Source organism: Asinibacterium sp. OR53, from assembly GCF_000515315.1.
GTDB lineage: Bacteria > Bacteroidota > Bacteroidia > Chitinophagales > Chitinophagaceae > Sediminibacterium.
The window spans coordinates 291,400-304,277 of record NZ_KI911562.1 but is presented as its reverse complement, the minus strand read 5'-3'; the positions used below and the strand labels follow the sequence as shown (position 1 = coordinate 304,277).

Annotated in this window: 14 protein-coding genes; 7 read left to right on the top strand and 7 right to left on the bottom strand. The window is 46.5% G+C overall.

Going from position 1 to position 12,878, the window contains the following annotated elements; genetic code table 11:
* Positions 1-20: 20 nt before the first annotated feature.
* Complete coding sequence (locus tag SEDOR53_RS0101385) at positions 21-1,148, top strand: aldose epimerase family protein (RefSeq protein WP_037360321.1); 1,128 nt, start codon at positions 21-23, stop codon at positions 1,146-1,148.
* Between the two features lie 5 nt (positions 1,149-1,153).
* Here SEDOR53_RS0101385 and SEDOR53_RS0101380 read toward each other — a convergent pair whose 3' ends face one another.
* From SEDOR53_RS0101380 to SEDOR53_RS0101350, 7 genes are all read right to left on the bottom strand, one after another.
* Positions 1,154-1,543, bottom strand: a complete 390-nt coding sequence (locus tag SEDOR53_RS0101380) for an RNA-binding S4 domain-containing protein (RefSeq protein ID WP_232214696.1) — start codon at positions 1,541-1,543, stop codon at positions 1,154-1,156.
* A gap of 6 nt (positions 1,544-1,549) precedes the next feature.
* Complete coding sequence (locus tag SEDOR53_RS0101375) at positions 1,550-2,917, bottom strand: dipeptidase (RefSeq protein ID WP_026768096.1); 1,368 nt, start codon at positions 2,915-2,917, stop codon at positions 1,550-1,552.
* 39 nt (positions 2,918-2,956) lie between these two features.
* On the bottom strand, positions 2,957-3,943 hold the full coding sequence (locus tag SEDOR53_RS0101370; protein ID WP_026768095.1) for a cation diffusion facilitator family transporter: 987 nt from the start codon (positions 3,941-3,943) through the stop codon (positions 2,957-2,959).
* Positions 3,943-4,356: an OsmC family protein gene (locus SEDOR53_RS16775; RefSeq protein ID WP_037360317.1), complete on the bottom strand. Its 414-nt coding sequence runs from the start codon at positions 4,354-4,356 to the stop codon at positions 3,943-3,945. The genes SEDOR53_RS0101370 and SEDOR53_RS16775 overlap by 1 nt, the downstream gene beginning before the upstream one ends.
* 53 nt (positions 4,357-4,409) lie before the next feature.
* Positions 4,410-5,141 (bottom strand): superoxide dismutase, encoded by a 732-nt coding sequence (locus SEDOR53_RS0101360; protein WP_026768094.1) that lies wholly within the window; start codon positions 5,139-5,141, stop codon positions 4,410-4,412.
* A gap of 10 nt (positions 5,142-5,151) precedes the next feature.
* Entirely contained in the window at positions 5,152-6,600 is a 1,449-nt protein-coding gene (locus tag SEDOR53_RS0101355) for an LptF/LptG family permease (protein WP_026768093.1), read from the bottom strand.
* 153 nt (positions 6,601-6,753) lie between these two features.
* Positions 6,754-7,137, bottom strand: a complete 384-nt coding sequence (locus SEDOR53_RS0101350; RefSeq protein WP_026768092.1) for an START-like domain-containing protein — start codon at positions 7,135-7,137, stop codon at positions 6,754-6,756.
* Between the two features lie 315 nt (positions 7,138-7,452).
* Here SEDOR53_RS0101350 and SEDOR53_RS0101345 point away from each other — a divergent pair, with 315 nt between their 5' ends.
* From SEDOR53_RS0101345 to SEDOR53_RS0101320, 6 genes are all read left to right on the top strand, one after another.
* Positions 7,453-8,319 carry an RNA polymerase sigma factor RpoD/SigA gene (locus SEDOR53_RS0101345; RefSeq protein WP_026768091.1) on the top strand — a complete coding sequence of 289 codons (867 nt, stop codon included), beginning with the start codon at positions 7,453-7,455 and terminating at the stop codon, positions 8,317-8,319.
* A gap of 87 nt (positions 8,320-8,406) precedes the next feature.
* Positions 8,407-9,729, top strand: a complete 1,323-nt coding sequence (ffh, locus tag SEDOR53_RS0101340) for a signal recognition particle protein (RefSeq protein ID WP_026768090.1) — start codon at positions 8,407-8,409, stop codon at positions 9,727-9,729.
* 118 nt (positions 9,730-9,847) lie between these two features.
* Complete coding sequence (gene rpsP, locus SEDOR53_RS19405; protein ID WP_037360314.1) at positions 9,848-10,306, top strand: 30S ribosomal protein S16; 459 nt, start codon at positions 9,848-9,850, stop codon at positions 10,304-10,306.
* A 62-nt stretch (positions 10,307-10,368) separates the two neighbouring features.
* On the top strand, positions 10,369-10,887 hold the full coding sequence (gene rimM / locus SEDOR53_RS0101330) for a ribosome maturation factor RimM (RefSeq protein WP_026768089.1): 519 nt from the start codon (positions 10,369-10,371) through the stop codon (positions 10,885-10,887).
* Positions 10,888-10,919: 32 nt separating this feature from the next.
* Complete coding sequence (gene dinB / locus SEDOR53_RS0101325; protein ID WP_026768088.1) at positions 10,920-12,083, top strand: DNA polymerase IV; 1,164 nt, start codon at positions 10,920-10,922, stop codon at positions 12,081-12,083.
* Between the two features lie 71 nt (positions 12,084-12,154).
* Positions 12,155-12,790, top strand: coding sequence for a peroxiredoxin (locus SEDOR53_RS0101320; protein WP_026768087.1), 636 nt, complete (start codon positions 12,155-12,157; stop codon positions 12,788-12,790).
* The last annotated feature ends 88 nt before the right edge of the window (positions 12,791-12,878 follow it).

Here is a 12,878-nt window from a genome sequence, read left to right as displayed (position 1 = left end):
GCCATTTAAAACTTATACGAATGAAACTACGATTGTCATTTTATCTCTTCATTGGATTGCTGGCTGCAACGGTTACAGCCTGCAAAAATCACGAACAAAAAGCATCAGCCGGTATGGGCATTACAAAAGCAGATTTTGGAGAAGTAGATGGGAAAAAAGTATTCCTGTTTACGCTTACCAATAGTAAAGGAAACCAGGTAAAGATTACCAATTATGGTGGCACCGTTACATCCTGGACCAGTGCCGATAAGCAGGGTAAAAGATCCGATATCGTGCTGGGCTACGATAGCTTAAGCGGTTATCTTGCTCATCCGCCATATTTTGGGGCGCTGATCGGCCGTTATGGAAATCGCATTGCCAATGGCAAGTTCACATTGGATGGCACTACTTATACTTTGGCTACCAACAACGGTAAAAATCACCTGCATGGCGGTAACAAAGGATTTGATAAAGTAGTATGGGATGCTGTTACCGAAAATGATTCAACACCTGCGTTGGTGTTGAGTTATGTAAGCAAGGACGGCGAAGAAGGATATCCCGGTACATTGCGTGTAAAAGTGCGCTATCATTATACGAACGATGATGCGTTGGAAATCGAATATTGGGCTGAGACCGATAAAGCCACTCCGGTGAATCTTACCAACCATTCTTATTTTAATTTAACAGGAGATGTGAGCAATACCATACTGGACCATCGTTTATGGGTTGATGCCGATCATTATACGCCGGTAGATACCACGTTGATACCTACAGGCGAGATCAAAGCAGTGAAAGGAACGCCATTCGATTTTACACAGGCAGAAAAGATAGGCGCCCGTATTGCTTCGGTACCTGGTGGCTATGACCATAATTTTGTGCTGAATAAGAAAGATACGGCTATATCATTGGCGGCAGTTTTATCCGATTCAACCAGCGGCAGGAAGCTGGAAGTCTTTACCACCGAACCGGGATTGCAATTTTATTCCGGTAACTTCCTTGATGGTACATTGAAAACTTCAGCAGGAAAAGCCATCAACCAGCATACAGGACTTTGTTTGGAAACACAACACTTCCCCGATTCACCCAATGAACCTGCTTTCTCCAGCACCATTCTGATGCCTGGCAAGCAATATCATTCATTGACACGATATAAACTGAGTCTTCAATAAACAGATCAATCCAGGAAGTCGCCGAGGTCTCTGCGTTGTTTCTTGGTGGGGCGGCCAATCTTACTCAAACGTTTACCCGTTTGATAGGTGGCCGCTTCATATTTTATACGGTCGATCTCTTCGGCAGGCGTGAGGTCGATATAATATTGAATGGCTTCGCTGTATTGAACCCTGTGGTCGAGCAGGCCGGTAACTTTGATCACCCATTTGCGCGACTCGGCCTTGACTTCATATTCTTCCCCCAGGTTCACGGTTTTAGATGCTTTGATAGCAGTTCCCTGGCATTTTACTTTCCCTTTATCGCAGGCATCGGCCGCCTGGCTGCGCGTTTTGAACAAACGGATGGCCCAGAGATATTTATCTACCCTTAACTTTTCTTTAGCGGTTGCCATCATTACGATTTATTGCATCTCTCCGTAGTACTGGTGAAAATAAGGGATGGTTTCAATGCCTTTATAGAAATTGAACACATCGAATTTCTCATTCGGACTGTGCAGGTTATCGCTGTCGAGACCAAATCCCATGAATACGATCTTGATGCCCAGTTCTTTTTCAAAGAGCGCACAAATGGGAATGCTGCCGCCGCCGCGAACCGGTATGGGCTCTTTACCAAAAGTGGTTTGAATGGCTTTTGCCGCCGCTTTGTATGCATTGGAATCGATGGGCGTCATATAAGGTTCGCCGCCATGATGTTCTTCGGCTTTCACCGTAACGCCTGCAGGAGCGATGCGCTTGAAATAATTCAATAATTTCTCTGTGATTTTCTCAGACGACTGGTTGGGAACGAGGCGGCAAGATATTTTGGCATAAGCTTTTGAAGGTAGCACCGTTTTGGCTCCTTCGCCGGTATAACCGCCCCAGATGCCATTCAGTTCCAGTGTAGGACGGATACCCGTTCTTTCATTCGTCGTATATCCTTTTTCACCCCACAGACTGTTGATGCCCAGGTCTTTTTTATACGCTTCTTCGCTGAAAGGCGCTTGCGCCATTTTAGCACGCTCTTCGGGAGTAGCCTCTATCACATCGTCGTAAAAACCAGGTATGGTAATGTGGTTGTTTTCATCGTGGCAGGAAGCGATCATCCTGGCCAGCATGGTAATGGGGTTGGCTACAGCGCCGCCATATACACCGCTGTGCAGGTCACGGTTGGGCCCTGTTACTTCCACTTCAATATAACTGAGACCACGCACGCCTATGTCGATGGAAGGCGTTTCCATGCTCAGCATGGAAGTATCGCTGATCAGTATCACATCGGCTTTAAGCAATGCTTTGTTGGCTTTTACAAAAGTGGCCAGGTTGGGACTACCTACTTCTTCTTCGCCTTCAATGAGGAACTTGACATTGCATGGCAGGCTATTGGTTTGCACCATGGTTTCCAGTGCTTTCACGTGCATGTAAAACTGGCCTTTGTCGTCGCAGGAGCCGCGTGCATAGATCTTACCATCTTTGATCAGCGGCTCGAAAGGCCCGCTGTGCCATAGTTCCAGCGGATCGGGCGGCTGCACATCGTAGTGCCCGTATACCAGCACAGTGGGTTTGGCAGGATCGATGTTCTTTTCGGCATACACGATAGGGTGTCCTGCAGTAGTATATATATCAACTTTATCGGCACCGGCTTCCTGTAAGCGCCGCTTCACTGCTTCGGCGCAAGCGATCATATCGCCTTTGTGCTCGCTGCGTGCACTTACACTGGGTATGCGCAATAGATCGAGTAGTTCTTCAAGAAAACGGTCTTTGTGTTTTTCCTGGTACGCTTTCCAAACCTGCATACAATTGGGTTTTAAGATGATGGAATAATGGAGCGCAATTTACGCCAATCGGTGTTTCTGATCGGAAATAAGGTTCTTCATGGTCCATTCTACTTTTTGTTCGAAGGGATGCTGACGCACAGTACAGTCTTGCTTGGTACAGATACTGCAACTGAAGGGCAGGCACCCATCGGTATGCACCATTAATTCGAGTGCATCACCGAATTGTTGTTTGATGAGGGCCGAGAGTGCATCTATTTCGCGGTGCGCTTCGTGTACGTTGAGGTACCAGGGAACGGTAAGATGACAATCCACATGCAAAAGACTGCCGTATTTGATTACGCGCAGGTTGTGCAGGTCGATCCAATTTTCCCGCCTGTGTTCGTTCAGTACACGTATGAAACGGTTCAGCAATTCTATATCCGCTTCATCCATGATCCCCGCCAAAGAACGCCGGAGTATTTTGTAACCATTGTAAATAACAAGGACGCTTAAAAAGAAAGCAATGAGCTTATCGAGCCAGGCAAACCCGGTGAACAGGATCACGAACAGCCCGGCAATGACAGCCAGTGTGGAATAAGTATCTATCTGTAAATGCTTGCCGCTTGCCAGCAGGGCAGGGGAATTGTTTTGCTTTCCTATTTTGATGCAAATGCCGCCTGCTATGAAATTGATTACTGCAGTGCCACCTACCAGCCATAAACCGATGCTCAGCTCCTGTAAAGGACTATGCCGGATAATGTTGAGCACAGTTTCATAAACGATCATGATACCCGCTGCTATGATCAACGCTCCTTCTGCAGCAGCTGAAACGAATTCTGCTTTGCCATGTCCATAAGGATGATCCATATCACGCGGCTTGGCAGCCACATATAAGCTGTAAAGGCCAATGAATCCGGCTATCACGTTTACAATACTTTCCAGCGCGTCGGTTAGTATTGACAGGGATTGAGTGAACTGATACGCGATAATCTTGGCAGCAAACAATACCACACTGAGTATGGTGATCGATAATTGTACGCGATAGTTTTGCTTGGCGGTTTGCATTAACCGATCAGTTCTACTTTGTAATCGATCTTGCAATGTTTGGAGAGCATAGCCGATATACCACAGTATTTTTCGTGTGAGAGCGCTACCGCACGGTTCACTTTATCGATGTCTTCGGCGGGTGCATCACAACGATAGATCATATTAATAAACTTGAATACTTTGGGATGCTCTTCTGTTTGTTCAGCCGAAGTATCTATTTCCAGTTTGGTGAAGTTCACTTTCATTTTACGCAGGATATCTACCACATCCATGCCGCTGCAACCTGCCAGCGATCCCAGTAACATTCTTTTGGGGTTCATGCCGCTTCCCAATCCACCGCTTTCCACTGCTGTGTCTATCCTTACCGTATGCCCCGTATCTGCCGTTGCATCAAAAGCAAGTGCCGACACCCATTTGGTGATCGTTCTCATAAGTATTACACTTTCTGTTTTTATTAAATTTCATTGAGCCATCGAACCATCGATTACATCATTCTTTTCGCAACAAAATCCCAATTCACGAGGTTCCACCAGTTGTTAATATAGTCCGGCCTTTTGTTCTGGTATTTGAGGTAATAAGCGTGCTCCCACACATCTAATCCCAGCAGCGGTGTTCCTTTTACTTCGCTGATGTCCATCAGGGGGTTATCCTGGTTGGGAGTAGAAGTAACCACGAGGTGATGATCGGGTGTTTGCACCAGCCAGGCCCAGCCGCTTCCAAAACGGTTTTTACCTGCATCGGAGAACTGTGTTTTAAATGTTTCGAAAGAACCGAATGAGCGATCGATGGCTGCTGCCAGTTTTCCTTCGGGCTTAGCAGCGGTTCCCGGTCTCATGCATTGCCAGAACAATTCATGGTTATAATGTCCGCCGCCGTTGTTACGCATCTTGGTGGAATATTTAGAAATATGTCGCAAGAGATCTTCCAGTTTCTCGGTGTTGGTATTTACTTTCTCTGCTGCACAGGCTTCTGCCAGGTTCTTGGCATAACCGGCGGCATGCTTGCTGTAATGTATTTCCATGGTCATGGCATCGATAACAGGCTCCAGTGCATTATAGGCATATGGGAGCGCATGTTGAGTGAAAGCACTGTCTGCCAGAAATTCGTTTTCTGCTTTTACCAGTGAAGGAAGAATGGTCATGGATAAACCTGCGGCAACGCCAGCTTGGCCGGTGACTTTAATAAAGTCGCGACGGCTCGATGTATTTTTTTTCATAACGATGATATTAGGTTGAACTTTTTCTATTTCTAAAGTTAGTCCAAAAACGCCTCAACTGCTTAAACAAACGATAATAAAACTCCTGATTAAACAGTTGTGAATCCCGCATGGCTTTGTACGTAAGGAAAATACCCACCGGTATCAGTACCATGGTAGAAAGCCACATGCCCATCAGGGGACTCATTTCGCCGGCCCGCGCAAATTTTTCACCAAACTGGTTGAGCAGGTGAAAACTTACAAAGAAGATCACCGCAAATACCAGCGGCGTGCCCAGCCCCCCCTTTCGTATGATGGAACCCAACGGCGCACCAATCAGGAACAATACCAGGCAGGCAACGGACAGTGTGAATTTCCGGTGCCATTCTATTTTATGGAATTGAAGTGAAAGGTAACGCTGGGTATAATCGTTCGCCAATACATTGACATTGCCTTTGAGCGTGCCGATCTGGCTACCGGCATTTTGCAACACAGAAAATGCCAGCGAATCGGGCAGCAGGCTGTTGAATGTTTTCGCTTTTCGGTCGATCCTCGAACTGTCTATCCTTGCCCAGCCGGTGTCTTCGTATTTGGTGAAGCGCAGATAGGGCGAGACCTCGTAGAGGGTCCTTCTTCTGTAAAAAGTATCGATGTTATGCAGGGAATCGATCACGCCATTCAATTGCCGGATACTGAGCATTTTTGGGTCATAAAAAGCGCTGTCGCCACTCTTGTTCATCTGGAAGCTTTTGAGGTCGAACATCTTTTTATATTCTTTGAACCCCATTCTGATGAATTCGGTGTTGGTAGTGCCGCGTTGTCCCTTTTCCTGGTAACGCCAGCCATTGCGCAAAATGAATTCCAGGAAGCGCTTGTCTTTCGTTACGCGCATGACGCCGCTTTCGGCGATCAGCATATGATCCTGCAGGCCACCGAGACTTCTTTCAAATATCACCACATCATGGATGATGCTGTCGTTCTTTTCTTTCTTACCCAGTTTGATCACGTATCCATCGATCTTATCATAAAAAATCCCTTCTTTGATATCGATGGCCGGTTTGGAAACGATGATATCGTATTTGAGCGCTGATAGTTTCAGTTGTGTTACCGGGATGATATTATTGGCGAATAAAAAAGCAATGCCGCTGATGAAAATGGTGATGATGATCAGCGGGCGCATGAAGCGCAGGAGCGGGATACCGGATGCTTTGATGGCCACCAATTCGAATGATTCGCCCAGGTTGCCGAATGTCATGATGGAAGAAAAAAGCAGGGCCAGCGGCAAAGCCAGCGGAACCCAGAAAAGCGCCACCAGGCCGATCAGTTTCATCACTGTAAATAAATCGAGTCCTTTTCCTACGAGGTCGTCGATATACAGCCAGAAAAACTGCATGGTCAGCACAAAAAGCGAGATAGTGAAAGCGGCAATAAAAGGACCAACAAAAGAACGGATGATGAGTATGTCGAGCTTTTTAAACAAATCCAGCCGGAGTTTATTCGTTAAGGATTACAAAAATAGTGCATTCACCAAAGGAAAGAGATGATCAACGCAATGACACGTCAATTTAACGAAATAAAAATCCAGCTCATGTACCGTTGTGGGATGGATGGTATGATAACGGGTGGGTACTCCTTAGGCACCCAGGCGGTGAAACAGTTCTTTCACCTGGTAGCCCCATAACTGGCTCTGGTCTTTGATCTCTGCTTTTTCAGCAAAATCCTTGATCAGGAGTATGGTCTGGTTTGAAATCTCGGTCTTCTCGATCCTGAATTCGAAATATTCGGTTTTATCAGTATGCTGCCAGTGGAAACGGATAAATTTGTCTTGCTCCAGGTCCAGCACATCTGCCTTATCGGGCGTGCCGCCATTCCATGAAAAACTGTATACATTTTCCCATTCATCTACTTTATCTGCAAACCACTCCTGCAAACCGGCAGGCGTAGCTAAAAACTCATACAATATTGTTGGTGAACACCTGACGGGGAATTCCAAAGTAAATAGTTGCTTCTTGCTCATTACATTCGCTTTATACCTAGCTTGATCGCAGGTCTGCAATAATATTAAATAATCAACACCGTCCAAATGTTTTTTTGGCCGACGGTGACCCGCAATGGGTCAAAAAAATACCCTATTTGACAAATGAAGTATAAATCATTGTGCTTCAGGTTATTGCAATGAATATTTTTTTTGACCGCATCGAAAAAATACTTAAATTGCTTTAGATAGGTGACGCAAGGAGTCCCGCAGCGTGTCTGCGGTTTATAATGGACATTTTCCGCTATACAAAATCAACCTTCTACCATACAACCCTAAACTTGCTTTTTTATGAGCATGCGTCAGCTAAAAATCACGAAATCCATCACCAATCGTGAGTCCCAGAGCCTGGAGAAATATTTACAGGAGATAGGGAAGGTTGATCTGATCAGTCCTGAAGAAGAAGTGCAACTGGCTATGCGTATCCGCCATGGAGATCAGCGGGCGCTGGACCGCCTGGTAAAATCGAATCTGCGTTTTGTGGTATCGGTTGCCAAGCAATACCAGAACCAGGGGCTCACTTTACCTGATCTCATCAACGAAGGCAACCTGGGACTTATCAAAGCGGCGCTTCGTTTTGATGAGACAAGGGGTTTCAAATTCATTTCTTATGCGGTATGGTGGATCAGGCAAAGCATATTGCAGGCATTGGCCGAGCAGAGCCGTATCGTGCGGTTGCCTTTGAACAAAGTAGGGCTCACCAACCGTATCAGCAAAGCATATCAGCAGTTGGAACAGGAATACGAACGCGAGCCCACGCCGCAGGAACTGGCCGACATGCTGGAGATCAGCCAGGAAGAAGTGGCCGCCACCATGAGTGTGGGCTTCCGGCATGTGAGCATGGATACCCCGCTTTCCGAAGGGGAAGATGGCACGCTGATAGACGTGATGGAAAATCCCAATGCAGAGAAAACAGATGAAAAACTGGTGCACCACGAATCCCTGCGGATGGAGATTGAAAGGAGCCTGAAAACCCTTACCGAAAGGCAGAAAGATGTGGTCTGCTTTTTCTTTGGCATTGGGGTAGACCACCCGTTGAGCCTGGAAGATATTGGCGAGCGGTTCAACCTTACCCGGGAAAGGGTTCGGCAGATCAAGGACAAAGCCATTACCAAGCTGCGCAGTACCAGCCGCTGCAAGCATTTAAAGGTATACCTGGGATAAACCCGATTCGTACTATATTTGCACCTCTTTTCAAGATGAACCTGATTGGTTCATTTTTTATTTGTGAAAGATTGAAACCAGCGTACCATGTTCAATTCACTCAGTGAAAAACTCGAATCGGCGTTTAAGAACCTCCGCGGCGAAGCGCGCATCAACGACCTGAATGTTGCCAATACTGTCAAAGACATCCGCAGGGCACTCATCGATGCCGATGTGAATTTCAAGATAGCCAAGGAATTCACCGATAGGGTGAAGGAAAAAGCGGTAGGAGAAAAAGTGATCAATGCCATCAGCCCCGGGCAGTTGATGGTGAAGATCGTGAAAGACGAACTCGCCGAGCTCATGGGCGGCACCGAAGCGCAGTTCAACATCACAGGCAATCCTGCCATCATACTCATCGCCGGGCTACAGGGTAGTGGTAAAACCACTTTCGCCGGTAAACTGGCCAATTACCTCAAAACAAAAAAAGGTAAATCACCCTTGCTGGTAGCGGCCGATATCTATCGTCCCGCGGCGATAGACCAGTTGACCGTGCTGGCAGAACAAGTGGGTGTGGATATTTACAGCGAACGGGAAAACAAAGATGCCGTAGCGATTGCCCAAAATGCCATCAAAGAAGCGAAAGCTAAAAATAAGAATGTGATCATCATCGATACGGCGGGGCGACTGGCCATCGATGAAGCGATGATGACCGAAGTGGCCAATATCAAACAGGCGGTGAATCCTGCCGAGATATTGTTTGTAGTGGATTCCATGACCGGACAAGACGCGGTAAACACAGCCAAAGCTTTCAATGACCGGCTCGATTTCAGCGGTGTGGTGCTTACCAAGCTCGATGGTGATACACGCGGTGGTGCGGCTTTATCTATCAAGTACACGGTGAACAAGCCCATCAAGTTTGTGAGCAGTGGTGAGAAGATGGATACACTGGATGTGTTCTATCCTGAAAGGATGGCACAACGTATCCTGGGCATGGGTGATATTACTACGCTGGTAGAAAAAGCCCAGGCGCAGTACGATGAAGCGGAGGCTAAAAAACTGGAGAAAAAGATCCGCAAGAACCAGTTCGATTTTCAGGATTTTCTCGACCAGCTTGCACAGATCAAAAAAATGGGTAATCTGAAAGACCTGATGGGTATGATTCCCGGTGTGGGCAAGGCCATCAAAGATGTAGATATCAACGACGATGCTTTCAAAGGCATCGAAGCCATGATACAGTCCATGACCCCATTCGAAAGGTCCAATCCCGATGCAATGACCCCATCCCGCAGGGAAAGGATCGCCAAAGGCAGTGGCAAGAGTATCCAGGAACTAAATGCTTTTATGAAGCAGTTTGAGCAGATGAAACAGATGATGAAAATGATGAATAACATGCCCATGGGAGGCAGGTTCCCTGGCATGAAGCGGTAGTTTTTACAGAATCATAACAAGTTTGGTAGACTAGTACTTTGATTTTTTAAGATTTTGGGCTAATTTCGCGGTCTGATTTGTTAACTAATTTCTTAACGCCTTTAAATTTCTATTTAACATGGCAGTCAAAATGAGACTACAACGCCACGGCAGCAAAAAACGGCCCTTCTACTTCATTGTAGTTGCCGATGCACGTGCGCCAAGAGACGGTAAGTTCATCCAAAAGATCGGAACTTACAACCCGCTTACTGTACCCGCTACCATCCAGCTCGATCGTCAGAAAGCACTGGAATGGCTGCACAAGGGAGCTCAGCCCACCGATACAGTTCGCCGTATCCTCTCTTTCAAGGGAGTATTGTACCTGAAACACCTGCTGAGAGGTGTGAAACTGGGACTGTTTGATGATGCTACTGCAATGACCAAATTCCAGGCATGGCATAGTGAGCACGAAGCAAACATCACCCGTCGTAACGAAGAGCACAGAAAAGCCCAGAGAGCCCGTAAAGCTTACACACCCGTAGTAAGGAAGGTGGAAAGCAAACAGGAAGAAGCTTCTGAAGGAACTGCTGAAGCTTAATGGGATGAAACCATAGTTGCAAAGCCCCGACATTGTTGGGGCTTTGTTTTTATTTTTACTGTATGAATGATTATATCCATATTGGTAAGATCGTAGCCAGTTTTGGTTTGAAAGGAGAAGTGATACTCAAGCATGCATTGGGTAAGAAGACCACTTTCGCAGGACTGGAAGCCATCTTCGTTGAAGAGGTGAAAGGCGCTTACCTGCCCTATTTCATCGAATCTTCAAAAGCGAAAGATCATTCCGAAACCTATATCAAACTGGAGGGCGTTCATACCAAAGAAGCCGCCAACCGGCTTGCTACACGCAATGTATGGCTGCCCGAAGCCGATTTCCGCAAGCTGGCCGGCAAATCTGCCCCCATTTCATTGCTGGGCTTTGAACTCATTACCGACGAAGCCGAGCACCTGGGTCCCATTGAAGAAGTGATAGAGCAGCCGCACCAGGTGTTGTTGCGCATCAGCCTCAACGGCAATGAAGCATTGATACCCTTACATGCTGAAACATTGGACAGCATTGATCATGCACGAAAAGAAGTGCATGTTACACTGCCGGACGGACTGCTGGATATTTACCGCTGACCCTTTTGAAATCTCTCTAACTTAGTAGGCGTATGGCAGAACAGCAGCGTTATATTGCCCATTTCGATCTCGATTCCTTTTTTGTGAGTGTTGAATTGCTGCAGCAGCCCGCCCTGAAAGGCAAAGCAGTGATCGTGGGTGGTACACCTGAAAGAGGAGTTGTGACTTCCTGCAGTTACGAAGCACGGAAATTCGGCGTACGCAGCGCTATGTCTATGAGCAGGGCTATGAAGCTTTGTCCGCATGCTGTTGTACTCCGCGGCACACATGCAGAATACCGCCGCTATTCCCAATGGGTGACCGATATCATTGCCGCCAAAGCCCCTTTGTTTGAAAAAGCGTCCATCGATGAATTTTATATCGATCTCACAGGTATGGACCGCTTCTTCGATCCGTATCAATGGACCATTGACCTGCGGCAGGAGATCATCGATAAAACCCAATTACCCATTTCATTTGGTTTGGCTGCGAATAAAATGGTAGCCAAGATTGCTACCGATGAAGCCAAGCCCAATGGGTATCTTTTTGTACAACCCGGTAAAGAAAAAGACTTCCTGGCTCCGTTGCCGGTGAACAAATTCCCCGGAGTGGGAGAACAAACTTTCCTGCTGCTCAAGGCAATGGGCATACATACCATACGTGACCTGAGTGAGACACCTGTTGCAGTACTCGAGAAAAAACTAGGTAAGACCGGTTCCGACCTCTGGAAAAAATCGCAGGGCATCCATAACAGCCAGGTACATGCTTATCATGAAGCAAAATCGATATCGAGTGAAAACACGTTCCATGAAAATACAGCCGACACGGATTTCTTATTGAGTGAATTGGTGAGGCTCACAGAAAGAGTGGCCTTTGAATTACGAAGAGATGAAAAGCTGGCTGGATGCATCGCCGTCAAGATCCGTTATCCCGATTTTGAGACCACATCAAAACAAACAACCATTTCCCGTACGCTGCGTGATGATGAACTGATACCACAGGCCATTGAACTCTTCCATCAATTATACCGCAAAGGACAGTCCGTTCGCTTGCTGGGCGTGCGGTTGAGTGAGCTCACCAACCATGCTGTCCAGGGCAGCCTTTTTGATGATGCTGAAAGAAAAAACAAGCTGTATAAAGCCATCGACGAGGTAAAGAATAAATTCGGGAAAACCGCCCTGAAAAAGGCCAGAACCCTTAAAAAAGCAAAGGAGTAAGAATATTTTTTAAAATAAGTCTACCAGTTTTGTAGGAAATAAGTATTTTCGTGATCCAAAAAATAATCACCATGAGTTTACGTTTAGGGGACCTGGCGCCCAACTTCAAAGCCGTAACCACGGCTGGCAATATCGATTTTCACGAGTATTTAGGCAATGGATGGGGTATTCTTTTTTCCCACCCTGCCGATTATACACCGGTTTGCACCACTGAATTGGGCAAAACGGCTCTTTTACAGGAAGAGTTTGCCAAACGCAATGTGAAAGTGCTGGCGCTGAGTGTTGACCCGCTCGATAAACACAATGGATGGGTGAATGATATCAACGAAACGCAGCACGTTACTGTTGGTTTCCCCATCATTGCCGATGAAGATAAATCCATTGCCAATGCTTATGGCATGATCCATCCCAATGCATCAGAAACATTTACCGTTCGCTCCCTGTTTGTGATCGGTCCGGATAAAAAAATCAAACTTACCCTTACTTATCCCGCATCAACCGGAAGGAATTTCCACGAAGTATTGCGTGTGATCGACTCTTTGCAACTGACAGCCAATTACAGTGTGGCTACGCCTGCCGACTGGAAAGAAGGGGAAGATGTGATCGTGGTTACCTCTATCAGCACAGCAGATGCGATCCAGAAATTTCCCAAAGGCGTGAAAGAGGTGAAGCCTTACCTGCGTTATACGCCACAGCCTAATAAATAAGTATAAGCAAGCAATCGATATTTTGTTCTCAGCCTGAGGCCCTGGTAATTTGATTACCGGGGCTTTTTTTTGATTAACTTTCACCAAA